Raw genomic sequence first — 20985 nt, forward strand, 5'->3', positions numbered from 1 at the left:
GAATTTCTCAGTGCGATAGTCGGCTTGAGGGGTCGATTACATGAAAAATGACCGATTGTTGAAGAACCTGTAGCGTTCGCCCAGCGGGCTTCAACTGCACCAACCCGGTCTAAGGTCAAGTACCTGCACCCAGCGCCGCCAGTGCGCCAACAGTAGCTAGGCCGACACCCGTGACCTATTCATCCAGGACACCATGCATCTAGCTGAACGCTGGATTCGCAAGACGGCCTGCGCTACGACCCATTTAAGGAAATGAGCGGCAAGAGCCGACCCTTTATCGTTGGTGCCAACGTCAACGACAGCAAGATGGTGGCTTGGGTCGGCCCGGTGTACATAATCCAGCTGGAGTGGTCGCTATACACCACCTACACCGAGTCGTTTCGCCGCAATACCTTCATTGGCAACTTGCCACCCAAAGGCAAATTCTACAAGAACGACACCAAGTACCAAAGCGATGCGATCACCACCGTGGCGCCGTTCAACATCGAAAAGAACAACGTGCAGTTCAGTGAAACCTGCAGTACGAAACCTGCACCCATGCTTCCGGCAAGGAGCGCTCGCACGGACTGGAAGTGGGCGTCACGGGCCGGTTCAGCGAGTTCTGGAGCCGGATGTTGACTGTTTATTTAAGGTTTCATAGTCAGCACACTAAACGTGCCGGCATGGAATCGGAGCTCCGGGCTACTTCCATCATCGGCCGCTGGTAGGGTGTAGTCCATCGCAAATAGATAGACCTTGCCGCTCACTGCGTCGAACACCATATTGTGCGCCCATGGCCGGGTGCCCACGGTGCCACGCAGGCGGAACTGGCCATCGCCGTCTAGACCAACCACGGTGAGGCTGGCGTCGACCCCGCTGGGAACCAGCACCTGCTTGCGCTGTGCATCATAGGCCAGAGCGTTGACCGCATGGGTGATCGGCAGCGTGGCCTGCGGCGCGCCGCTGACCAGGTCAGCGATAACCAGCACCGGCTGCTCACCGCGGCAGGCCACGAACAGATGCCCACCCGCTTCGTCCGCGGCCAGCGCACTCGGTTTGCTGCAGCCCGGATAGCTCAGCAGGCGCTGCTCAACCAGCTGTGGACCGCTGAGCATCGCGACCTGATCTTCATCCCTCATCGGCACTATAAAGCGTCCGTCCTTAAGCCCAATGGGCCCATCAAGCTTGCGCGCGGCGATGTCGCGCTGGCCGACGATTCGATCGCTGGCCGGGTCGAGAAAGTACAGAGTCGAGTGGTCGCCGCGGCGGCCGCTCGTGATGATTACCCGGTCGCTGTGAGAGTCGTACAGCAGGTTGTTGAGGTTGCCGCTGTCAACCGGCAAGCGCTTCAGCACCTTGCGTTGCTTGAGGTCGACAATGCCCAGGCTGCCGTCCATGTTGGCTACGTAGGCGCGGTTGCGCACCGGCACCAGCACCACCGCGTTAGCGCCGCTGGAGTTGGCCAGCGTGCCGAGGGCTTTCTGCCGCTGCACGTCGAACAGGCTCAGGCCGTTTTCCCGGCGCGCCACGAACAGGGTCGGGCTGTTCGGGTCGAGAGCGCCGAAACCCCAGCTGTGGCCGCTGCCGGCCAAGGTGCGCACTGCTTCGGTGCGGTACAGCAGGGGGTCCTGCCCATGGGCCAGGCCACACACCAGCGGTAAAGCCAAGGCCAGCCGTTTCAAAGTCTTCATGGTTTAAAACTCCAGCGTCGACGACAGGATGAACTGGCGCACGTCGCCCATGGAGATAAAGTAGCGGTTCACGCTGGAGGTGTAGTAGGTGCGGTCGAACAGGTTTTTGACGTTGAACGCCAAGTTCAGCTTGTGGCCATCAAGGTAGGTGTTGTACGAGGCGAATGCGTCCACCGTGGTGTACGACGGCAGGTAGAAGCTGTTCGCCGAGTCACCCGGGCGCTCACCCACGTAATGGGCGCCGCTGCCGACGCGCAGGCGGTCGCCGCCAAACACGTTGCCGAAGTCGTAGACCGCCGTCAGCGCCGCTGTCTGGCGGGCGGTGTTCCACAGGCGATTGCCCTGGTAGAGCTGGTCCTTGGTGGTGATCGCGTCCAGGTACGCATAGCTGCCGATCACGCTCCAGGCGTCGGTGATTTCCCCGGACACGTCCAGTTCCACGCCCCGCGAACGGGCGGCGCCAGAGGTGCGCCAGTCGGTGGCGCCGGTGGCGTTATTGTACTGCGACACCAGCACGTTCTTCTTGTCGATATCGAATAACGCCAGGGTACCGGTCACGCGGCCGGGCATTTCCAGCTTGGCGCCGATTTCATAAGACTTGGCGTGCTCCGGCAGCACCGACGAATCGATGGTCACGCCGCTGGACAGTTGGGCGATGCTGGAGGTCGGCTTTAGCGATTCGGTGTAGCTGCCGTAGAACGACAACACGTCATTGAACTGGTACACCAGGCCGGCGCGGGGCAGAAATTTCTGGCCGTTGATATCGGTATTAGTCTTGAATGGCCGGCCCTTGCCTGCCAGTTGATCGTACATCTGGTAACGGCCGCCGAGTACCAGCGTCCACTTCTCGGTCAAGTGCAGCGCGTCCTGCAGGAAGGCCGATTGCGCACGCAGCTTGTCGGTCTGGTCGCTGTCGCTGGCCGATACCGTCGACGACGGGCTCATCTGGCCGTACACCGGGTCGTAGACGTTGAAGCCGCTGGACGGCGTCTGTCGCAACAGGTCGGCGCGATAGATCTTGCGCTTTTCGTTGTCGAAGCCGAACTGCAGGTCGTTCTGGAAGCCGGCTACCTCGACGCTCCCTTCCATCGAAGCGATCGCATAGCTGTCGGTGCTGACCGCGCCATGGGTGGCGTCGTTGCTACGGGTGGCCGCGCCGTTGTTGGCGATGGAGGTGACCCGCAACTGGTTGGCGTCGTAGGTTTCGCGGTTCCAGCTGTAGCCGAAGTGGCCCTTCCAGTTGTCGTCGAACTGGTGGTCGATCAGCAGCTGGGTCAGGTCGGCGCGGCCTTCCATGGTGTTGAACTTGTCATCCAGGCGCTCGGTGCGCGGCACTTTCAGGAAGGTGCCGTTGTTGCTCAGCGCGGTGCCACGGTCGAATGGCGTGAGGTACTCGCGGTGCTCGTACGACAACACCGCTTGGGTGTCGTCGCCATACCAGGCCACCGATGGCGCCACCAGGGATTCGCGGTGGGTGCCGAAATTGCGCCAGTAATCCTCGTCCTCGTAGTCGACGATCATGCGGTACGCCAGCGGGGTGTTACCGATCGGCCCGGTGCTATCGAGGGTGCCGCCACTGCCATCGCGGCCGTGGGCGTAGCCTGAAGCGCGGGCGCTGATGGAGTTGTAGGCTTGCAGCGAGGGGCGTTTGCTGACCACGTTGATCACACCACCCGGGTCCATGATGCCGTATAACAGGGACGAGGGCCCTTTCAGCACTTCGACGCTGTCAGCGGCGGCGTTGAGACCGCGGCCCTGCACCAGCGGCATACCGTTGTGCATGATCGAGCCATCACGGTTGCCGCCGAAGCCGCGCTTCATGATGGTGTCCTGGGTCGACGCCAAGGTGTTGCCCTGAGTGATGCCGCTGACGTTGGCCAGGGCATCGTCGAGGTTTCGCGGCTTCTGGTCGCGCAGCACTTGCGACGTGACGACGTTGACCACCTGCGGGGTGTTCTGCGTCGGCTTGTCGCTGTGCAGGATGGAGCTGGAGGTCGGCGGCGCCGGCTGGTAGCTGGTGTTGACGTCGCTGTTTGAGTCGATCTCGGTGGCGGCGATCTGCAGGTCGCCACTGGCGGCCAGCATGTAACTGCCATTGGCCTGCTTCTGCGCTTGCAGGCTAGCACCGCTGAGCAGCACTGCGAGAGCGGCGTCGACGCTGTAGTCGCCTTCCAGGGTTGGGCCGCTGCGGCCGTCGGTTAGCTGGGCGTTACCGGCCAGCTCGATGCCGGCCTGTTGGGCGAAGCGCGCCAGTTGCAGTGTCAGGTTACCGGCGGGTACGTGAAAGGTCTGCACCCCCTGAGCCGCCTGGGCGTTGGGGACGGCCAACAGGGCCATCCCGCCCAAAGCCAAAGGTACAAGGATTGCCAGGGGCGTGAGGTTGAAACGACGCGAGCGCTTGTGGATCGAAGACATGTGGCCGGTTCCGCAACGTATGGTAGGTGAAATAGCGTGCTTTCCCTGACACCGAACGGCGTTCGCGAAAAGGGAACCGAGTCCTCGAAAATAATCGCGAATAACAAGCGCTCGGTCGTCAGACGCGCGCTTGCAAGGTGACCCACCAGGGCAACAGGCGGTTGACCCGCACCGGCAACGCGCTGGCCAGCGAGGCCAGGGCGCGATCGGTGTCGCGGATGGAGAAGGTGCCGACCACTGACAAGTTGGCGATGCGCGGGTCGCAGGCCAGATAGCCGTGGCGGTAACGGGCCAGCTCGGCGATGACCTGGCCCAGCGGCGTGCCTTCAGCCACCAACACGCCCTGCACCCAGGCGCGGTGCGCTTCGCTGGCGAGCGACAACGGGCCCAGGCCTTGGCGGTTGATAGTGATTTGCTGGCCCGGTTGCACGGTCTGGCGCTGGTCTTTGCAGGCCACCTCGACGGTACCGGCGTACACATCGAGGCACAGCCCCGCGTCGCCCAGGCGCAGGTTGAACCTGGCGCGGCTGGCACCGAACTCGGCATAGGGTGTATTCAGTTGCAGTGTGCCACCGTACCCGAGGCGGTCGTCGATGTTGATCTCGCCACTGATCAGTTTCAGACGCGGGCCATCCATGTCCATGGCACTGGCGGTGTTGAGCCAGAGCTGACCGCCTGAGGGCAATTGCACCTGCCGCTGTTCGCCGGTGTGGGTGGCGTAGTCGGCGAGCCAACCGCCGACAGCGGTGCTGTCGCCCAAGGTACGCCAGCCCAGCCAAGTGGCTAGGGTCAGGCCACCTAGCGACAACAGGGTGCGACGACGGCTAAGACCCGGGCCGCCGTTGTCGTGGAGGGCCGCCATCGCGCCTTTTTTCTGCGCCGCGTCGCCGAATTGTCCGAAGCGCCCGCCTACCCGCTCCACCAGGCTCCAGGCGTGACGGTGCTCAGCGTGCCGGTCGTGCCAGGCCCGCCACTTGCTGCGGTCGTGTTCGGTCACACGTTCAGAGCGCAGGAGCGCGTACCAGCTGGCGGCTTGCTGCAGCACCAGATAGCCGGGGACATTGGCGCTGTTCATATCGGGATTCATGGTGCCAGGCCGGCCTCGAGCAACAGGCACTGGAACATTGCCTGGGCCATGTACTTCTTGACCATGCGCTCCGACACCCCAACCTCGGCGGCAATCTCCCGGTAGCCCACGCCGTACAGCTGGGCCAGCAGGAACGCCTGCCGCGCCTTGCCCGGCAGGCGCCGTAGCATGGCATCGATCTCTTCCAGGGTTTCCAGCATCAACGCGCGGTATTCCAGCGACGGCTCGACAAACTCCGGCTGCGAAGCCAGCGCCTCGAGCCAGGCGCGTTCCAACTGGCAGCGGCGCCATTGGTCGATGCACAAGCCCCGCGCCACCGTGCACAGAAACGCCCGGGCATCACCGCTGCCGTCGAACTCGCGGGGTTTGAGCAGCAGACGTACGAAAGTGTCGTGTGTCAGGTCGGCGACATCGGCGGCATTGAAGGAACCACCAAAGCGTCGGCTCAACCAATGCTGCAGCCAACTGCCGTGATCGACGTAAAGGCTGCCAACGGCATTGGAGATTAAGGGAGACGTCGGCAAAATGTCGTTGGACCGTCGAAAATTGGAAAGACTTATTGCGGATAATAACCAATCTCAATAGAGCTGTCGAGGTAGGCGGAAAAAGCATTGACTCCGATTTTGTGCCCGCCGTGCAATTCGACTCCAGGACCCCGACCTAAAGATTACTTTGACTAGATACATAATTCTTCGTTCAGACGAGACCAGGCCCAGCCTTACACAAATCAACTCCCGAGCGTTTTGGTGTGTGGGATGTGAAGTGGAAGGGATGCGACGATATGGCATTGACTTCCATCGGATCTGCTTTTCCGTAGAAAGGCAGAATCAACTCTAGAGACACAGCCAGGTCGCACCTCTAAGCAATTGGGTTACCGAAGCATGCGTATGCGTCCGGTTTACATGCCTTCCTGACCCCCGACACCAAAGAGCGGTGATGTGCACTTAAATTTAACTAGACACTATTTCTAGCCTTTTAAGCGGGTCTTTTATGCAGCCACATCGCCATTCCTACTCCAAATTATTCGAAGCTGGAGTCATTCAGGAGTGCTCCGAACCTGGCGCCTCAATTGCCAGCGTCGCGCTGGGCCACAACCTCAACGCAAATCTCGTCCATAAGTGGATTCGGCTGCGATCGCAAAAAACGATTGTCCAGCAATCTACCTTTATCCCTCTGGCATTACCGTCCCCCGACGTAACGACCAGATATCACCTCTGCGACTATTTGCCTCGAAACCCCACCTCGCGGCACCGTGAAAGTGAAATGGCCGACCGAAAACGCGGCGGCCTGTGTGACCTTTCTGCGAGACCTGTTGCGATGATCCGCGTCGACTCCATCTGGCTCGCCACCGACCCCATGGACATGCGCGCCGGCACCGAAACTGCGCTGGCGCGGGTGGCTACATGAGCATTGCGCTAGCGAAACATGATATCGGCCGATTCCTGATGGAGCGATACAACTGGCGGCGACTGCAACAGTTCAACGAAGGGCTAGCGTCTGCGGTCGCTGAGGAAAAACTAAGTTGAGTGTTCGGGATCAGTTGACCAGTACACTGCTTGCAGGATGTGCGGAATCGAAGCTAGGTCCAGCAATCCCTCATTTCTATGGCAATGACGCATTGCCGAGCGCCGAGGTCATCGCATTTCACAATGCTCATGAGCGTCTTAAGTAAGCAGAGGCTTACATTGAGTATGATCCCAAGGGCTACCCCCGCTATCAGCGTGTTGCGCCTGACGTGAAAATCGGTAGCGAACTGTTACTTGATGCCCAATCACAGCCAGTTTGCGCGAAGAATCTTTAAGCTTCAAGAATCCGGAAGCTCACAAGTCTGACTACAGTCATCGTCAAGCTTGAATAAAACCCCTTTCTGCTGACACAGGCAGGGGTTTTGCTTTCTGGCTAGCTGTGGTCAGAACGTATAACTAATCGTCGCACTGACATTCCGCTCTTCACCCATGTAGCAGAAGTTTAGGCTGGCACAGGTGGCGATGTAGCTCTCATTGGTCAGGTTGTTTGCATTCACACGCACATCAACCCCCTTGAGACCTAGCTTACCCAGGTCGTAGCCCACCGACGCGTCCAGCAGCGTATAGGCAGGCACCTTCATTGTGTTTTCGGCGTCTGCCCAGCTATGGCCTACATATCTCACACCGCCACCCAGGCGCAGTCCATCCAGCGGGCCTGCTACAAACCTGTAATCGCCCCACACCGAAGCCATTTGCTTGGGCGCTTGAGTGGGGGAGTTGCCTTTGTTCTCGATCACATTGTCAGCGGTGCTCAGCGTACTGATCATCGACTTCGAATACTCGATGTCGGTAAAGGTGTAGCTGCCCAGTAGCTTGAGGTTATCGGTCAGTTGGAGATGAGCCTCGAGTTCGATGCCCTGTGATCGCACCGCGCCCACGGCCCTGTAATAGTTTTCCTGCGGCAGCTTGGTCGCCAGATTCTCTTGGTCGATTCGGAAGACCGAGGCGGTATAGAGCGCATCGGTCCCAGGCGGCTGGTATTTGATGCCCGCCTCCCACTGCTTGCCGTCAGTGGGAGCCAAGGGGTTACCGGCTTCGTCCGAGTAAGAGTTCGGGTTGAAAGACTCTGAATAGCTCAGATAGGGTGCCAGGCCATTTTCGAACAGATACAAAATCCCTGCACGACCCGTGAGTTTGGAGCGGTCGTCGCTGATTCTGGTACCAACCGGGCGGCCGGTTTCAGCAAAGCGGTTTTCATCGGACGTCTTGACCCAGTCTTGACGCAAACCCAGGGAGAATCTCCACTGATCAAGCTCTACCAGGTCCTGCATGTAAACGCCGGTCTGTTGCAACCGCCTTAGGTAGCTCGTCAGCGGGTACTCGCTGATTGCAGAGTTGCCATATACGGGGTTGAATGCGTCGATCGGCGCCAGCGCACCACTGGCCCCATCCACTACAGTCTTGCGTCGTTGATAGTCCACGCCTGTGAGCAACGTGTGCTTGGCGCTGCCGGTAAAGAATTCAGCCTGCAGCATGTTGTCGACGATGAAGGCATGCAAGCGCTCGTCGCCGCCCGAATAGTACCGATTGAGCGCGTTGCTGTCGGCGCTGGTCCAGCCATAGGCATACACCTGGTCCAGGGTGACCTTGGAGTCCAGGTACCGGAAGTTTTGCCGTGCAGTCAGTACATCGTTAAAGCGGTGTTCGAACTGATAGCCGAAGGATTGCTGGTTGCGCTTGTATTGATCGACGCCGGGCTCGCCTTCGAAGAAGTGATCGGAGATGCGTTGTCCGTTGCGCTGATGCAGCGCGCCGTCCGCGGGCAGTCCTCCGTGGTATCCACCCTCTGGGTCGTGTTGCAGGTACGCCTGTAACGTCAGCGAAGTGTCTTCATTGAAGTCGATGCTCAGGGTAGGTGCCAAGGCGTAACGCTTTTCCTCGTTATGATCGAATTGGGTGTCGGACTCGTCCGCAAGACCGGTCAGTCGGTAGGCGATGCGTTTGTCATTATCCAATGGCCCGCTGAAGTCGAAGCCTGCTCCTCGCTGACCTTGGGTACCTACGCTGGCCTGAACCTGGTGATAGGGCTCAAACAAGGGCTTCTTGCTGGTCAGTGCGACCAGGCCGCCGGGAGAACTGCGGCCATACAGCACCGATGACGGCCCCTTGAGGATGTCGACGCGTTCCAGAAAATAGGGGTCCACCTGCATGGTGCTGTAGGTGCCGCTGTCACCCATGGACTTCAGGCCATCCAGATAGATGTTATCCACGGACCCGTCATTGAAGCCACGCATGGCCACATAGTCATAGCGGTGGGTGGCGCCATAGGGATTGGTGAGTACCCCAGGCGTATAGCGCATGGTCTGCGACACGGTCTGTGCGCCTTGGTCGTCCATTTGCTGGCGAGTGACTACGGACACCGATTGAGAGGTTTCGAGCAATGCGGTACTGGTCTTGGTGGCGACCTGGCTATGAGTAGCGCTGTACCCGTCCGTGCTACCCAAAGCATTACCTAGCGCGAAGCCGCGGATATCTGTCGTGGGCAGGTCCAGGGAAGTGGACGACGATGCTGTCAGCGTGTATCCGCCATTCCCTTGGTCAACGGCCTTGAGGCCAGTGCCGGACAGAAGACGTACCAGCGCCTGTTCAAGGTCGTAGTTACCCTGCACGCCGGAGGATCGCAAGCCCTGGGTTTGAGGCGGGGTGCTGGACAAGGTAATACCGGCTTGCCGGGCAAACGTGTTCAGGGTCTCGCTGAGTTGGCCAGGGGCGATGTCGTAGGTGGCCATGGCCGTCCCTGTGTCCGGCTGGCCAAAGGTGAGAGCGGGGAGTGCACAGGCACCCAAGGTGGCCGAGAGCAGCGCGACGCGCACCGCGCGACTGAGGGGTGAAGGAGGGGTTGGTAACGCTGTAGGCATGACGAGGTTCCGATCTGGACATGATGAGTTGCTTACTGTCCTAGCCGAACGTGCGTGCGGAACCCGCCAAAAAAACTTCACACCCGCCGCTGCACGGATGCCCACCAGCGCGTGCGATAGCGAACAGTGAGCGGCAGCGTCTGGGTCAATACCTGCAGAAGTTCATCGGTGTCGGCGAGCCGGAACACGCCAGACAAACGCATATCCGCCACGTCGGCGTCGTAGCCAAGGTGCCCTGGCCGGTAGCGGCTCACCTCTCCAAGAAAGGCGTCCAGGCGCATACCACGGGTCACGATTAGCCCCTCTGCCCAGGCTTGCATGTCCATGTCGGGCGGCTGTGCCAACACCGCCCCAGACCGGGTCACGCGATAGTGCTGACCAGGCTCGGCCCATTGCACCGTGCGGCCGGGCATATGGATGGCCACGCGCCCGGTGATGACGCCCAGGCGAGTGCAGTGGTCATCGTGGCGCAAGGTAAGTTGCGCGTCGTTGGCTTGGAGAACGGTATCCAATGAACTCACTCGCCACGGTATGTCTGCGTTGGCGCAGTGGAGCATGAGTTCGCCACGCTTGAGGTGCAGTTGGCGAACCTGCGGCCCGACAGCAAGGTCCACGGCGCTATGGGTGTTGAGGTCCAGGCGCGAGCCATCGGCCAGCGTCCAGCGCTTGCGTTCGCCCACCGCCGTGGTGTAGTCGGACGTCCAGTCAAGCAATGGGTTCGCTTCGCTCCCCAGCAAGGTGGTCGAGCCGATTACCAGCATGGCGCTGAGCAGTTCCAGGGCCTTTCGCCTACCCACTCGTTGTGAACTGGTCTCCAGGATATAGCGGGTGTCGGGCTGGGCGCTCAGGTTGGCGGAAAGCTCGGCGTTGAGCGTCTGCACGCGTTGCCACGCCAACTCATGATCGCCGTGCGCGGCCCGCCAGTTTTCGCACTGCTGCACCAGACCGCGGTTGCCGGTGTTGTTCTGCAGCCGCAGCGTCCAGTCGATGGCTTGCTTAACGATGTGCTGTTCCAGCCGCAACGGCTCACTCATAGCGCAGTTGGTAGCAACGAAACAGCGCATCCGCCACATGCCGTTCGACTGAGCGCAGGGATATGCCCATGCGCGCCGAGATTTCCCTGTGGCTGAGCCCATCACATTGAGCCAGCAGGAAAGCTTCCCGCACCTTGGGGCGCAGGCTTTCAAGCATCCACGCGATCTGCTCAAGTAGATCCATCACCAATTGTCGGGTTTGCGGACAAGGTGCGCATTCAGGCTCAAGATGGGCGATTGTTTCTAAATACGCACGGTGCAGTTCCTCGCGGCGCCAGAGATCGATTACCAGTGCGCCAGCAACAGTGCGCAAAAAAGCTCTAGGCGCCTTGAGCTCCAGCCGGTCGGTACGTTGCAGTAGCCGTATGAAGGTGTCCTGAGCCAGGTCTGCCGCATCTGAAGCATTGCCTAGGCGGCTACGTAGCCACGTGCTGAGCCAACCATGATGGGAGCTATAGAGGGCTGCAACTGCAAAGTGGCGAGTATGCATGAGCGAGTGAGCACCAAATGCATTAATGATAATCAGTCGCATTGTCATCATGCCTATAGCTTTTTGCAACCTCTGGTTCTCTCTGCGCATGGCTAGGTAGCAGCTTATGGCGTCCACCCATCACGTCTGCGAATGCCTAAGACACAATCTCGCCTTACAACCATGTATCGAGAGGAGGGCATCGGCTTCGGCCTCGATGTTCACCTTGGATAAAGCTATTCATGGGAGATCCCTGCGATGAATCCTTAAAAATCATAGCGAAGGATTCGTGAAGGCGTTTTTACACACTCTGGGCCGAAAGCTACCTGTGCCGGGAGCTCTACCAATCCAAAGCTGCCGGAGGCGGCGAGATCTCAGGCGCAATTCACTGCTGCGGCAGTCCTGCGCTCTCTGCCTGGATTCCATCCCAAATCACGGTACGCACGGATCTCAAGATCTGCTTATCGGCGACAACGGAGCGGGTTACCCAAGATGAAGCGAGTACCAGAAGAAACAAGTCACGCGCCTTGAGGTCTTTGCGGGCAAACCCCGCTAGTTGAGCGGCAGTCAGAAATCGCTCAGTAACACCAACGAGCCAGTCGCAGGAAATGGCCAACGAAGATTCCGCGGCCATCATCGCGCGGCTGAGGGGATCAGCCAGACCATCGAAGCTGGTCAAATACTCGTTCAAGGCCTCCATCCACGACTGCAAGGATTGTTTTGCATCCGCCATTGCATTAAAGCGCTCAATGGTCTGGCCCAAGGCAACCTCACGCGTTTGCAACACCGCAGCGATCAGATCCTCGCGCTGTGGAAAATGGCGATAGAGGGTACCGACCCCGATACCGGCCTCCTTGGCGATCCCTTCCAGGGAGGCTCCCGTACCATAATCCTGAAAATGCTTGATAGCGACCCCAAGAATGTTGGCGCGATTTCGCAGTGCATCGGATCTAGGCGGTCGGGCGATTTGTAGCTTGCCGGACATTGGACTTTCCTAGGCTCTGAGCAGGAGTTGATTATACGGAGGAACACTCCATATAATCAATTCACTAACCGGAGGGTGTATCCGTTTTGGCGAGAGTTTAGCGCTCATCGCCGACAGTTCCTCCCCGAGACCGCACAGAACCAAATAGTTGAGAGGTTTGATTTTCATGAAAATTGGCATCATAGGCAGTGGACTCATCGGTGCTACGTTGGCGCGAAAGCTGCGCGTGGCAGGGCACGATGTCTACCTAGCGAACTCTCGCGGCCCCCAGTCGCTGGAAAATTTTGCAGCCGAAACGGGGGTTAAAGCTGCGACACCTGAGCAAGCTGTCACGGCTGCTGATGTCGTAATCATATCCGTCCCGTTCACAAAAATCCCGCATCTAAAGCCGATCCTTGCCCAAGCACCGTCGACAACAATCGTTGCCGATACGTCTAACTATTACCCACATCGCGACGGTTCCGTAGACGCCCTTGAGGAAGGCCAGATCGAGAGTCTTTGGGTTTGTGAACAGCTTGGGCGGCCTGTTGTGAAGGCATGGAACACCATACTCGCAGGTAGCTTGGCTGACCTGGGGCTTGCCAAGGGAATACAGGAAAGGATTGCTCTGCCTATCGCAGGCGATGATAAGGAGGGGGTGGCCATTGTATGTGAGCTAGTCGACCAAACTGGATTTGACGCAGTCCCGTCAGGCACGCTTTTGGATTCTTGGCGTCAGCAACCTGGAAACCCTGTTTATTGCACGGATCTGACGGCTGCGCAGATAGGCGCAGCGTTGCTGAGAGCAGATCGTGTGGTCGCTCCTAAACGGCGCGATGAAATAATCACGACACTCGCTAACCATGTAGGCGAGAACAGTTTCGACCAACTGACAGCGGAAAATAATGCGTATTTGTTGAAAATTAATCGGCAAATCACACAGTAGTCCCCAAGAGCCCGCTCGCAAATGAGTGCGGGCCAGGATAAAAAATCTTCATGTCTTTCAGGCATCTCTTGGCCAGTTCTCAGTACTCAATAGTGCCAGCGGTTTTCCAGGCCACCTCCTCATCGCTCAGCTGTCGTTTGACGACCGGAGAGGATCCTATAACGAGCGACTGCTCTAGGCATCGAAAAGCCGCCATAGCGAAAGCCGTAGCACCTAAAATGATCTCGCCGCGATCACTGCACCATCCATCACGATCAGGTCTTACGACTAGAACGAGGAGAGGCAGGTGCATGCCTACATCGGCGACCTGGCCAAGCTGCTATACACTGTTCAGCTCTACTGGCAGTCGTTCAACGAATGGCCCCAAAGGAATAGCTAGCATCGAAATCTCGGCAAGCTGATAGCCACAGCAGGCTGTGCTCAGTGAGCTGTTTAGGCATAAGCACGACCGGAAGAGGCCGTGAACAGGGTCTTAAGCACGCCTCTCAAAGCCAACAACAAACAGCTAGTGCTCCAGCAATTGCTCGATCTTGGCTGCTAGCGCATCCACCGCAAAGGGTTTTGTCAGAACGGACATGCTTACTTCTAACTGCCCGTGGGTCAGCAAAGCATTTTCTGCGTAGCCGGTTATGAACAGCACCTTGAGTCCTGGACGCGCCACGCGACCGGCTTCAGCCATCTGCCGGCCATTCAGACCTCCAGGGAGACCAACATCACTGATCAGCAAATCAATGCGCGCATTAGATTGCAGTACGCGAAGTCCTGCCGAGCTGTCCGCAGCCTCAATGGCAATGTAACCCAGGTCTTCCAGCACATCCGTTACCAGAAGACGGATAGTGGGTTCGTCCTCTACGACCAGCACGGTTTCGCCGGCCTTGGCATGTGGTAGTACGGCATCACCAGGCGCAGAAGAGTGCTCTTTGATGAGACCTTCATGACGTGGCAGGTAAATAGAGACGGTAGTGCCTTGACCCATGATCGAGTGGAGGCGGACCTGACCGTTGGATTGTTTTGCAAATCCATAGATCATTGACAAACCCAGGCCTGTTCCCTGACCTAGCGGTTTAGTTGTGAAGAAAGGATCAAAGGCTTTAGCGAGCACGTCAGGGGACATGCCCGTGCCTGTATCCGAAACGCTTAAGGACAAGTACTGTCCTTCTGGTATGTCCTGACGCAACGCCGCCTGCTGATCAATACAGCGGTTGGCTGTCTCGATCACGATCGAGCCGCCCTCCGGCATAGCGTCTCGTGCGTTAATGCACAAGTTAAGCAGGGCATTCTCCAGTTGCGACGGATCAACCTGAACCAGCCAGGCATCGACGGCCCCAGTCACCGTGATGTGAACACTGGGGCCCACCGTACGCTGAATCATGTCACACATACCATCAGCCAATACGTTGACGTTTGTGACCTTTGGATCGAGCGTCTGACGACGTGAAAAAGCCAGCAACCGGTGCGTCAGGGCAGCAGCACGCTTTGCGGCACCTTGAGCTGCGGCCATGTATTTATCAATATCCTTGACCCTGCCCTGAGTAAGACGCAGGTTCATCAGCTCAAGGCTGCCCATGATCCCGCCCAGCAGATTGTTGAAGTCATGGGCAAGCCCGCCGGTAAGCTGCCCTACAGCTTCCATTTTCTGTGATTGGCGCAGACGCTCCTCAGACTTGAGTAAGTCTTCAGTTCGCTGCGCAACGCGTTGCTCGAGCGTATCAGCAAGGGCGCGAAGAGCAGCCGTCGCACGGTCTCTTTCCCCCTCTATCGCACGCCGCTCGTTGATATCAATCAACACACCTGGAAAGGTCAAAGGAGTACCATCCGGCGCATGGGTGACATGCCCATTGCCTTCGAGCCAGTAATAGCAACCATCTGTACGCAAGGCGCGATATTGATGTGCGTAGTGCCCACCTCGAACAACGGCTTCTGTGACGGCTGCGGCCAAGCCCTCTTGATCATCGGGGTGCACGGTATGGATGATTTGAGCAACGGAGAGATTGTCCAAGCCTATCTGCGGATCCAGGCCAAAAGCCTTAGCAAAACCACTGTCTACACTGAAACGATCGGCTGGAATATCCCAGAACCAAGTCCCAAGAATGGCACCTGCAGACAACGCGAGCTGCACACGTTGAATATTCTGCTGGGCAAGTCTTTCAGCATTTTTACGACCAGTGATATCGCGAAATAAAATGGAAACCTGCTGCTTGCTCGTACGTTCCACACGAGCAGCAGAAACCTCGATTTCTCGACCTGCAGCAGCGAAATAGCGCTCAAAGCGAATAGGTTGACCCGTATCAAGAACTTTACGGTACCTTTTGACCCAGCCCTGGGCTTCATCAGGTGCTAGTCCCCAGATAGTCTGACCGACGATCCCTGCAATACCTGTCTGCCGCTCGTACCCTGGATTGGCTTCAACGTGGATATAGTCGCTCAAAGGTCCGTGAGGTCCGTCAATGAATTCAATGACACAGAACCCGTCATCGATCGCTTCGAATAGCATCCGGTACTGCGCTTCGCTCGCTTCGCGAGCCGCCTCATCCGCACGCTGGGCAGTGACGTCACGTACAGCTCCTGAAAACTGTACAGGCTGTCCGCTTTCATCCCACAGTATTTTTCCTATACGGTTAATCCAACGTAGTTCACCGTTGTCTGGGCGACGAATGCGATATTCGACATCAAGGCTGCAGTCATCGGTTAGACGACGAAGAGCCTCTGACACCAGTTTTTTATCTTCAGGGACGATCAGTGCTTGAACCTGGGTAGCAGGATAGCTTTCAGCAGGCGGTAAGCCATAAAGGCGAAAGAATTCAGACGTTCCCTTGAGTAGGTCATTCGCCAAGTCGACGGAAAACAGGCCAACACCTCCTGCTTCCTGTGCTTGGTGCAACAGCCGCTCGGTTTGTTCGAGGGCTTTACCAGCTAAGTGCTCTGGGGTGCGGTCGCGAAATATTTTGATGAAGCCGATGTGCGTTCCATTTTCATCACGCAACACCATCATTTCGCCGGAAGTCCAAAAACGGACATTGTTCTTGCCTACATGCCATCGCTCATCTGTGGCACGACCATTGCGCAACGCAGCTCGCATTTCATAGGCCACGCGTCCGGTTGCTCGGTCTTCTGGCGTAAAAAATCGCGAAGCATTCTGGCCAAGCATTTCGTCGGCCGTCCAACCCATAAGGTGCCGAGCACCACTGTTCCAGGCCGTAATAATGCCAGCCGGATCGGTCACTACCATGGCAAAGTCGATTGCACTGTCAAACACAGCAATCTGTAAGGCTTTGTCCTGACTCAACCGATGACTTCCGGTCCGCCATTGGTTTACCTCTGCCTCGAGCGCTTCCCGCGAAAGCAGGCTGATCTCTGCTTCAAACAATCGATGACCCCTTGAGCATGAGGCCCAGGAAATGATTTTTATCTGCGCACGACACCTGAATAACAGGGCCACTTACCCTAGCTGTACACATTGTAAACACGGGAATTTGGCTTCCATTGCATGGCTACCTGCACCATGTTGTTACTGCTCTCAACGACCTTCGCGACTATGCCATATGCGCAGAACGTAGATCACCGATCCAACGATTTCATAACGAAACTCGTAGTGTCTCACCAGAAGGCGGCGAACCTCACGAGGCTCATACTCATCCAGTCGTTCGCCGAGACGCGGGTTGGTTAGCAAGGTGCTCGGGGCTGCAGTCAACTGCCGCACGGTACGCGCAGCAGATGCCAAGTTTACCAGAGCGAGAAAGTCGTAAAGACGCGCGAGGTCCGATACCGCTTTGCTGGTCCACTGCAGTTGCATCAGCGTGGTGCCGGTAGTGGCGAATCGGTACCCAGGCTGGCCGCCCAATCCTCTACCGTCTGATGATCGATGACCTGGCCAGCATCAACATCGAGCAGGGCTTCGCGCGTGAGTCGGCTGCGCTCTTCTTCTTGGTCGAGCCATGCAGACAGCGCTTGCTTGACAATCCAATTTTTGGAGCGCTCAAGACGATCGGCGATTTCATCGACGCGCTCAGCAAGCTCAACGGGCACGTGAGCGGTGACGGAACGCGTTTTGGTAGCAATAGCCATTAGTCAATCCTCATCACATTTGGCCATAATGAATAACAGTGATTTTATCTGATTTTACAAAGCTTCGGTTGAATAAAAAATCATGATCAGGCGCTAAACCAGCTACTGGTGATAAAATACGTTATCGTTAGTTCTCGGACAGCAGGAGAGGCCATGTCAGTTCTCGACCGATTTCGTAATTTTCGTCAGGTATGCAACGCTAAAGTGATGGATGAGCTTAGTACGAACATCCGCGTGGTGATCGAACATACTGAGTCCACACGCGGGTGTTTCGCGTTTCCCGGTACTGAGTTCGTCGCCGGCATCGAGCTCGATGGCCAGCGCGCAGGAAAAATCCGCTACGGCATCAATCCGCTCAACGATCGGGTGTACATCTACGATCTGACCATTGACGGCGAGTATCAGGGACGTGGTGTGGGGTCGGCGACACTTTGGCGTCTGTGGTGCAATCACCAGGTGCCCTTGGTGCCGCTGCACGAAGTGGGCACCGCCGTGGGATTTTGGAGCAAGGCGCGCCGGCGGTTTGCCGCTGCCGGCGCAGAAATCAAACGCGATATCCGCACGGGTGACCAGGAACAAGAACAACTGCGTTGGCAGCACCTGGTACCCGAATCGGAGGTGGACCGCTCCATCCGCGAATACTGGGCTTGGGTGGCCAGCGAACATGCGGCAGGTCGTCCTGCAGGACCGGGCATTCGATGAAGGATATTACGCAAGCCACCGGCACCGGTGTATCAGCCCCCTCCCCCAATGAACGCCGGCTGACGGCGGCACAGTTTCAGAAGCTGGCTGAAGTGCCGGCGGCCGTCGAGTGGTTCGCCAATATCGACAACTTGCGTACTCGGCGAGCGTACCAGGGCGATCTGGAGGACTTCTGCCAGTTCGTCGGCCTGGCGACTGCAGACGAATTTCGCTCGGTTACCCGGGCGCACGTGCTGGCCTGGCGCGCAGATCTGGAGCGCCGGGGCCTTGCCGGCGCAACCATCCGCCGCAAACTGGCGGCGCTGGCCAGCCTCTATGACCACCTGCTCAACAGTAATGCAGTCACCGGTGGCAATCCGGTGCATGGCGTCAAACGACCCCGTATCGAAACCAATGAAGGAAAAACGCCGGCGCTCGGTGATCACCAGGCCAAGGCCCTGCTCGATGCGCCAGATCCGGACACGCTCAAAGGCAAGCGCGATCGGGCGCTTCTGGCGGTGCTGCTGTACCACGGGCTGCGCCGCGAAGAGGCCGCGCAGCTGATGCTCGCCGACCTGCAGGAGCGTCGAGGCATCAAGCACCTGCGCATCCACGGCAAGGGCGGCAAACTGCGCTTTCTGCCGTTGCATCCGGTGGCCGCTGAACGCATCTACATCTACCTGGAAGCGTCCGGCCATGATCAGCAGGACGGCAAGGTTCCCCTCTTCCACCCGCTGCGCGGCCGCACAACGGGCGCAGGAATCAGCGCCGATGGCATCTACGCAGTGGTAGGGCATTACGCCAAGGCTGCAGGGATAGAGGTTGCGGGACTGGGCGTACACGGGCTGCGCGCTACAGCGGCAACGAATGCCCTGGAGCACGAGGCGGATATCGCCAAGGTGCAGGCCTGGCTGGGCCACGCCAATATCAGCACGACGCGGATCTACGATCGCCGGCAGAACCGGCCAGAGGACTCCCCCACGTTCAGGGTCAAGTATTGAATTGTCTGTGCAGCGAGGAAAAGTTTTGTTGATTAAAGAAGTGGCCGGTAGTGAAAATCGGTTTTTCCTTATCATAAGCCTCAAAACTTTCAACTAGCGCTTCAGCATCATTCCGATTCGTGAAGGCTCGAAACACCTCATAGCCTTCGTTGTTGGTGTTTTTAGTCACTAGATAAATCATGTCGTTTTCCTTGAAAAGTTCACACACTAGTTGCGCCCAAGCAGAGCTAGATCTAGGTCATCAAAATTTGAACCCAAAATTCTCTTGTCCGCACAATGCGCGATGATTTCGTTGACTTCATATACCTCATCTACCGACAGAGGAACGAATTCCAACGGGTGCTCACACACACCTAGCTCTAGACATAAGCTCGACGAGAGAGGAACTATAAAACTGCCTCTCACGCCGTGAGCGGTGAAAGGCCCAGGCCCCTCCACTGCGGTGAATGGTTTATCTGAGGTGATGAATTTTCCTGTGTCTGATGTATAGACGCGCCATCCCATGCCGACCAGAACGAATGCAAACTCCACTGAGCTTTTGAGAAAAACTGAGAGCACAAGGTCTTTAGCGACTTGAAAAACATCTGAAGTAGAAGCCATAAAACCGGTCACGTCATTCAGGTCTATCCCGAATTCAGCGGCTTTGGCTACCTTGCTCGGATCCTTCTTGATCTCGGTAAGAAAAAATTCCGTCGCCTGCATTTCAATAGATCTGAACATTGTAGGGGTACGGAAGCGGAGAAACGCCAAGGCGATCGCTAACGACTGCCTATCATCATGACTGAAATCACCACGTATATTGCGCAACGCACCAACGAAGCGGCCATCAAGCGTCGAAAGCAATGGATTCTCAATGGCAGTATCTGACACGCCTTCCACGGGACTGGCAAAACGGTACAGATGCTTTTCCAGTCCTATATTTTTCGGATCTGTCGCAGCTCGATTTCCTGACTTGATGTCGACAAAATGAATCTTCCTGGTCCGCTCATCCCAAAATCCTTTTTGATATGACTCAGGCAGGTAGTGGTGACGTTTCGGCTTGTCCATTGGCTTTCCTATTGCGCGTCAGGGTCCACCGCGACCCACGCTTTTGCACCGTTGTAGTCGTCACCGCCCTGGGCCTTGAAGATCAGCCCGACCTTGTCCACGGCATACGCGCCTGGGCGCTCGCTGGCCGGATCGCGCAGTTCATCCTTCCAGCCGTAAACCTCGCCGTTCCACACCAACACGACGCCTTCACTGTGTTCCTGGTTGCCTGCTCGCCACTTCGCGGCGGTCGAGCGTAGCGCCTCGATCAGATGTGCCATGGTCACGTTTTCCTTCCTATACGCTTTGGTGCCACTGCCCTATGCGCTGTGCGTCAGTTCTTCTTTTTCGGCACCCAATCGCCATCGATGTATTCGCCCTCTTCTGGCTCGGCCGGCTTGCTCAGATAAAACAGCGTGCAGGGGGTGCTGTCACTGGTCCAGCCCGGCACGATCTGTAGCAGCTCATGCCCCGCCTGGATCAGCCGGTTGGCTTCAATGACGTCACTTACCTCAACGATTTCTTTCACGTGTGCAAAGCTCATACGGACTCCTTGTTGCTGCATGGGTGGCCATTCCTGTATGGCGCGGCCATTTTCCGCGTTATCGGCGGGTGGTGGTTCGATTTAGCCGCGCTTGGCTTCGCAGCGGCGCACGCCGTCGGCATCGGCCTGCAACACTTCGCGGTGCAGCACGTCAAACGTCTCGCGGTCGATCCAGTCGATACGCCACAGCATGAACAGGTTGCTCTGGGCTAGGCCTAGCGCGTCAATGCGCTGCTCATGTGTATCGGCCAGGCGCACCGGCTCCAACAGGTGGCGAAAGTCGACCAGGGCGGCGGCCAGTTGCTCGGGGGACGTGCTCATGGGTGGGGCTCCTTGCGTGATGAGTGGCTGGGTTCTACTGCCTCGGCCCAGCGCGAGGGCTGGGCTTGGGGTGGTGCAGGGCGTTTTCCTTACTTCAATGCTTTGTTCAGACCGTCACGCAGACAGTGCGCTTGATCCTGATAAATCTCGGAGCGCTCCAGGACCTGGCCGCTAGCATTTGTCACCTGACAAACGCAGTCCCCAGAAAAAACCTCGTCAACCAGCAGTTCAAGCATCCGGCTCTCATCAACTTGAACGCTGAAAACCAGTTCAAAACCTTCTAAGTCTTCCTGTTCGATGCTCATCAATGTTTTCCGAGTCGTTCAAATCATCATGTGCCATGTCGGGGTTCCTTTCAGTTCAGACGCTTGCGTACCT

The 20985-nt window shown here is 57.6% G+C and carries 22 protein-coding genes and 1 pseudogene; 6 read left to right on the forward strand and 17 right to left on the reverse strand.

Features of this window, described 5'->3' with window-relative positions; translation table 11 throughout:
* The first annotated feature begins 252 nt into the window (after positions 1-252).
* Positions 253-618 (forward strand): hypothetical protein, encoded by a 366-nt coding sequence (locus AC07RO_RS25270; RefSeq protein WP_495087367.1) that lies wholly within the window; start codon positions 253-255, stop codon positions 616-618.
* Between the two features lie 8 nt (positions 619-626).
* On the opposite strand, the gene AC07RO_RS25275 is transcribed toward AC07RO_RS25270, so the two are convergent.
* The 4 genes from AC07RO_RS25275 to AC07RO_RS25290 all read right to left on the reverse strand — a co-directional run bounded on the left by AC07RO_RS25275 (position 627) and on the right by AC07RO_RS25290 (position 5696).
* Positions 627-1670: a YncE family protein gene (locus AC07RO_RS25275; protein WP_495087368.1), complete on the reverse strand. Its 1044-nt coding sequence runs from the start codon at positions 1668-1670 to the stop codon at positions 627-629.
* 3 nt (positions 1671-1673) lie between these two features.
* Complete coding sequence (locus tag AC07RO_RS25280) at positions 1674-4085, reverse strand: TonB-dependent siderophore receptor (protein WP_495087369.1); 2412 nt, start codon at positions 4083-4085, stop codon at positions 1674-1676.
* Positions 4086-4203: 118 nt separating this feature from the next.
* The gene (locus AC07RO_RS25285) at positions 4204-5160 is read right to left on the reverse strand and encodes a DUF4880 domain-containing protein (RefSeq protein WP_495087370.1); all 957 of its coding nucleotides are present in this window, start codon (positions 5158-5160) and stop codon (positions 4204-4206) included.
* An 8-nt stretch (positions 5161-5168) separates the two neighbouring features.
* Complete coding sequence (locus AC07RO_RS25290) at positions 5169-5696, reverse strand: sigma-70 family RNA polymerase sigma factor (protein WP_495087371.1); 528 nt, start codon at positions 5694-5696, stop codon at positions 5169-5171.
* A gap of 466 nt (positions 5697-6162) precedes the next feature.
* Here AC07RO_RS25290 and AC07RO_RS25295 point away from each other — a divergent pair.
* Together AC07RO_RS25295 and AC07RO_RS25300 are read left to right on the forward strand one after the other, a co-directional pair.
* Positions 6163-6249 (forward strand): annotated as a pseudogene (locus AC07RO_RS25295) (IS66-like element accessory protein TnpA); the annotation flags it as partial.
* Positions 6250-6435: 186 nt separating this feature from the next.
* Positions 6436-6579, forward strand: a complete 144-nt coding sequence (locus AC07RO_RS25300; RefSeq protein WP_495087433.1) for a hypothetical protein — start codon at positions 6436-6438, stop codon at positions 6577-6579.
* Between the two features lie 502 nt (positions 6580-7081).
* Here the strand turns inward: AC07RO_RS25300 and AC07RO_RS25305 are convergent.
* From AC07RO_RS25305 to AC07RO_RS25320, 4 genes are all read right to left on the reverse strand, one after another.
* Positions 7082-9556, reverse strand: coding sequence for a TonB-dependent siderophore receptor (locus AC07RO_RS25305; protein WP_495087372.1), 2475 nt, complete (start codon positions 9554-9556; stop codon positions 7082-7084).
* A gap of 77 nt (positions 9557-9633) precedes the next feature.
* Positions 9634-10590, reverse strand: a complete 957-nt coding sequence (locus tag AC07RO_RS25310) for a FecR family protein (RefSeq protein WP_495087373.1) — start codon at positions 10588-10590, stop codon at positions 9634-9636.
* Positions 10583-11080, reverse strand: coding sequence for a sigma-70 family RNA polymerase sigma factor (locus AC07RO_RS25315; RefSeq protein WP_495087430.1), 498 nt, complete (start codon positions 11078-11080; stop codon positions 10583-10585). Before AC07RO_RS25315 ends, AC07RO_RS25310 begins: the two co-directional genes overlap by 8 nt.
* Positions 11081-11444: 364 nt before the next feature.
* Positions 11445-12044 (reverse strand): TetR/AcrR family transcriptional regulator, encoded by a 600-nt coding sequence (locus AC07RO_RS25320; protein ID WP_495087374.1) that lies wholly within the window; start codon positions 12042-12044, stop codon positions 11445-11447.
* Between the two features lie 166 nt (positions 12045-12210).
* Here AC07RO_RS25320 and AC07RO_RS25325 point away from each other — a divergent pair, with 166 nt between their 5' ends.
* Positions 12211-12969, forward strand: a complete 759-nt coding sequence (locus tag AC07RO_RS25325) for an NADPH-dependent F420 reductase (protein ID WP_495087375.1) — start codon at positions 12211-12213, stop codon at positions 12967-12969.
* A gap of 505 nt (positions 12970-13474) precedes the next feature.
* Here the strand turns inward: AC07RO_RS25325 and AC07RO_RS25330 are convergent.
* From AC07RO_RS25330 to AC07RO_RS25340, 3 genes are all read right to left on the reverse strand, one after another.
* Positions 13475-16336, reverse strand: a complete 2862-nt coding sequence (locus tag AC07RO_RS25330) for a PAS domain-containing hybrid sensor histidine kinase/response regulator (protein ID WP_495087376.1) — start codon at positions 16334-16336, stop codon at positions 13475-13477.
* A gap of 150 nt (positions 16337-16486) precedes the next feature.
* A complete protein-coding gene (locus tag AC07RO_RS25335) occupies positions 16487-16762 on the reverse strand; it encodes a type II toxin-antitoxin system RelE/ParE family toxin (protein ID WP_495087377.1) in 276 nt (91 codons plus the stop codon).
* Complete coding sequence (locus tag AC07RO_RS25340) at positions 16762-17034, reverse strand: CopG family ribbon-helix-helix protein (RefSeq protein ID WP_495087378.1); 273 nt, start codon at positions 17032-17034, stop codon at positions 16762-16764. Before AC07RO_RS25340 ends, AC07RO_RS25335 begins: the two co-directional genes overlap by 1 nt.
* Before the next feature lie 153 nt (positions 17035-17187).
* Between AC07RO_RS25340 and AC07RO_RS25345 the strand changes: the two genes are divergently transcribed.
* Positions 17188-17736 carry a GNAT family N-acetyltransferase gene (locus tag AC07RO_RS25345; protein WP_495087379.1) on the forward strand — a complete coding sequence of 183 codons (549 nt, stop codon included), beginning with the start codon at positions 17188-17190 and terminating at the stop codon, positions 17734-17736.
* The gene (locus AC07RO_RS25350) at positions 17733-18716 is read left to right on the forward strand and encodes a tyrosine-type recombinase/integrase (RefSeq protein WP_495087380.1); all 984 of its coding nucleotides are present in this window, start codon (positions 17733-17735) and stop codon (positions 18714-18716) included. Before AC07RO_RS25345 ends, AC07RO_RS25350 begins: the two co-directional genes overlap by 4 nt.
* Here the strand turns inward: AC07RO_RS25350 and AC07RO_RS25355 are convergent.
* From AC07RO_RS25355 to AC07RO_RS25380, 6 genes are all read right to left on the reverse strand, one after another.
* Complete coding sequence (locus AC07RO_RS25355) at positions 18706-18897, reverse strand: hypothetical protein (protein ID WP_495087381.1); 192 nt, start codon at positions 18895-18897, stop codon at positions 18706-18708. The two genes, AC07RO_RS25350 and AC07RO_RS25355, sit on opposite strands and share 11 nt — an antisense overlap.
* A gap of 26 nt (positions 18898-18923) precedes the next feature.
* The gene (locus AC07RO_RS25360; RefSeq protein WP_495087382.1) at positions 18924-19763 is read right to left on the reverse strand and encodes a DUF4238 domain-containing protein; all 840 of its coding nucleotides are present in this window, start codon (positions 19761-19763) and stop codon (positions 18924-18926) included.
* Between the two features lie 8 nt (positions 19764-19771).
* A complete protein-coding gene (locus AC07RO_RS25365; protein ID WP_495087383.1) occupies positions 19772-20023 on the reverse strand; it encodes an antirestriction protein ArdR in 252 nt (83 codons plus the stop codon).
* Positions 20024-20076: 53 nt separating this feature from the next.
* Positions 20077-20286: a hypothetical protein gene (locus tag AC07RO_RS25370; RefSeq protein ID WP_495087384.1), complete on the reverse strand. Its 210-nt coding sequence runs from the start codon at positions 20284-20286 to the stop codon at positions 20077-20079.
* Between the two features lie 81 nt (positions 20287-20367).
* Positions 20368-20607 carry a hypothetical protein gene (locus AC07RO_RS25375; RefSeq protein WP_495087385.1) on the reverse strand — a complete coding sequence of 80 codons (240 nt, stop codon included), beginning with the start codon at positions 20605-20607 and terminating at the stop codon, positions 20368-20370.
* An 89-nt stretch (positions 20608-20696) separates the two neighbouring features.
* Positions 20697-20912 carry a hypothetical protein gene (locus AC07RO_RS25380; protein ID WP_495087386.1) on the reverse strand — a complete coding sequence of 72 codons (216 nt, stop codon included), beginning with the start codon at positions 20910-20912 and terminating at the stop codon, positions 20697-20699.
* Positions 20913-20985 lie beyond the last annotated feature (73 nt).

The sequence above is a fragment of the Pseudomonas sp. GW821-FHT07F05 genome (assembly GCF_059418765.1).

Bases quoted from the DNA above. Each gene is read 5' to 3' on its own strand.
- AC07RO_RS25285 (WP_495087370.1), bottom strand. From the start codon at position 5,160: ATGAACAGCGCCAATGTCCCCGGCTATCTGGTGCTGCAGCAAGCCGCC.
- AC07RO_RS25360 (WP_495087382.1), bottom strand. From the start codon at position 19,763: ATGGACAAGCCGAAACGTCACCACTACCTGCCTGAGTCATATCAAAAA.
- AC07RO_RS25350 (WP_495087380.1), top strand. From the start codon at position 17,733: ATGAAGGATATTACGCAAGCCACCGGCACCGGTGTATCAGCCCCCTCC.
- AC07RO_RS25305 (WP_495087372.1), bottom strand. From the start codon at position 9,556: ATGCCTACAGCGTTACCAACCCCTCCTTCACCCCTCAGTCGCGCGGTG.
- AC07RO_RS25380 (WP_495087386.1), bottom strand. From the start codon at position 20,912: ATGAGCATCGAACAGGAAGACTTAGAAGGTTTTGAACTGGTTTTCAGC.
- AC07RO_RS25375 (WP_495087385.1), bottom strand. From the start codon at position 20,607: ATGAGCACGTCCCCCGAGCAACTGGCCGCCGCCCTGGTCGACTTTCGC.
- AC07RO_RS25345 (WP_495087379.1), top strand. From the start codon at position 17,188: ATGTCAGTTCTCGACCGATTTCGTAATTTTCGTCAGGTATGCAACGCT.
- AC07RO_RS25365 (WP_495087383.1), bottom strand. From the start codon at position 20,023: ATGGCACATCTGATCGAGGCGCTACGCTCGACCGCCGCGAAGTGGCGA.
- AC07RO_RS25270 (WP_495087367.1), top strand. From the start codon at position 253: ATGAGCGGCAAGAGCCGACCCTTTATCGTTGGTGCCAACGTCAACGAC.
- AC07RO_RS25340 (WP_495087378.1), bottom strand. From the start codon at position 17,034: ATGGCTATTGCTACCAAAACGCGTTCCGTCACCGCTCACGTGCCCGTT.
- AC07RO_RS25310 (WP_495087373.1), bottom strand. From the start codon at position 10,590: ATGAGTGAGCCGTTGCGGCTGGAACAGCACATCGTTAAGCAAGCCATC.
- AC07RO_RS25280 (WP_495087369.1), bottom strand. From the start codon at position 4,085: ATGTCTTCGATCCACAAGCGCTCGCGTCGTTTCAACCTCACGCCCCTG.
- AC07RO_RS25335 (WP_495087377.1), bottom strand. From the start codon at position 16,762: ATGCAACTGCAGTGGACCAGCAAAGCGGTATCGGACCTCGCGCGTCTT.
- AC07RO_RS25370 (WP_495087384.1), bottom strand. From the start codon at position 20,286: ATGAGCTTTGCACACGTGAAAGAAATCGTTGAGGTAAGTGACGTCATT.
- AC07RO_RS25325 (WP_495087375.1), top strand. From the start codon at position 12,211: ATGAAAATTGGCATCATAGGCAGTGGACTCATCGGTGCTACGTTGGCG.
- AC07RO_RS25355 (WP_495087381.1), bottom strand. From the start codon at position 18,897: ATGATTTATCTAGTGACTAAAAACACCAACAACGAAGGCTATGAGGTG.
- AC07RO_RS25320 (WP_495087374.1), bottom strand. From the start codon at position 12,044: ATGTCCGGCAAGCTACAAATCGCCCGACCGCCTAGATCCGATGCACTG.
- AC07RO_RS25300 (WP_495087433.1), top strand. From the start codon at position 6,436: ATGGCCGACCGAAAACGCGGCGGCCTGTGTGACCTTTCTGCGAGACCT.
- AC07RO_RS25275 (WP_495087368.1), bottom strand. From the start codon at position 1,670: ATGAAGACTTTGAAACGGCTGGCCTTGGCTTTACCGCTGGTGTGTGGC.
- AC07RO_RS25315 (WP_495087430.1), bottom strand. From the start codon at position 11,080: ATGCATACTCGCCACTTTGCAGTTGCAGCCCTCTATAGCTCCCATCAT.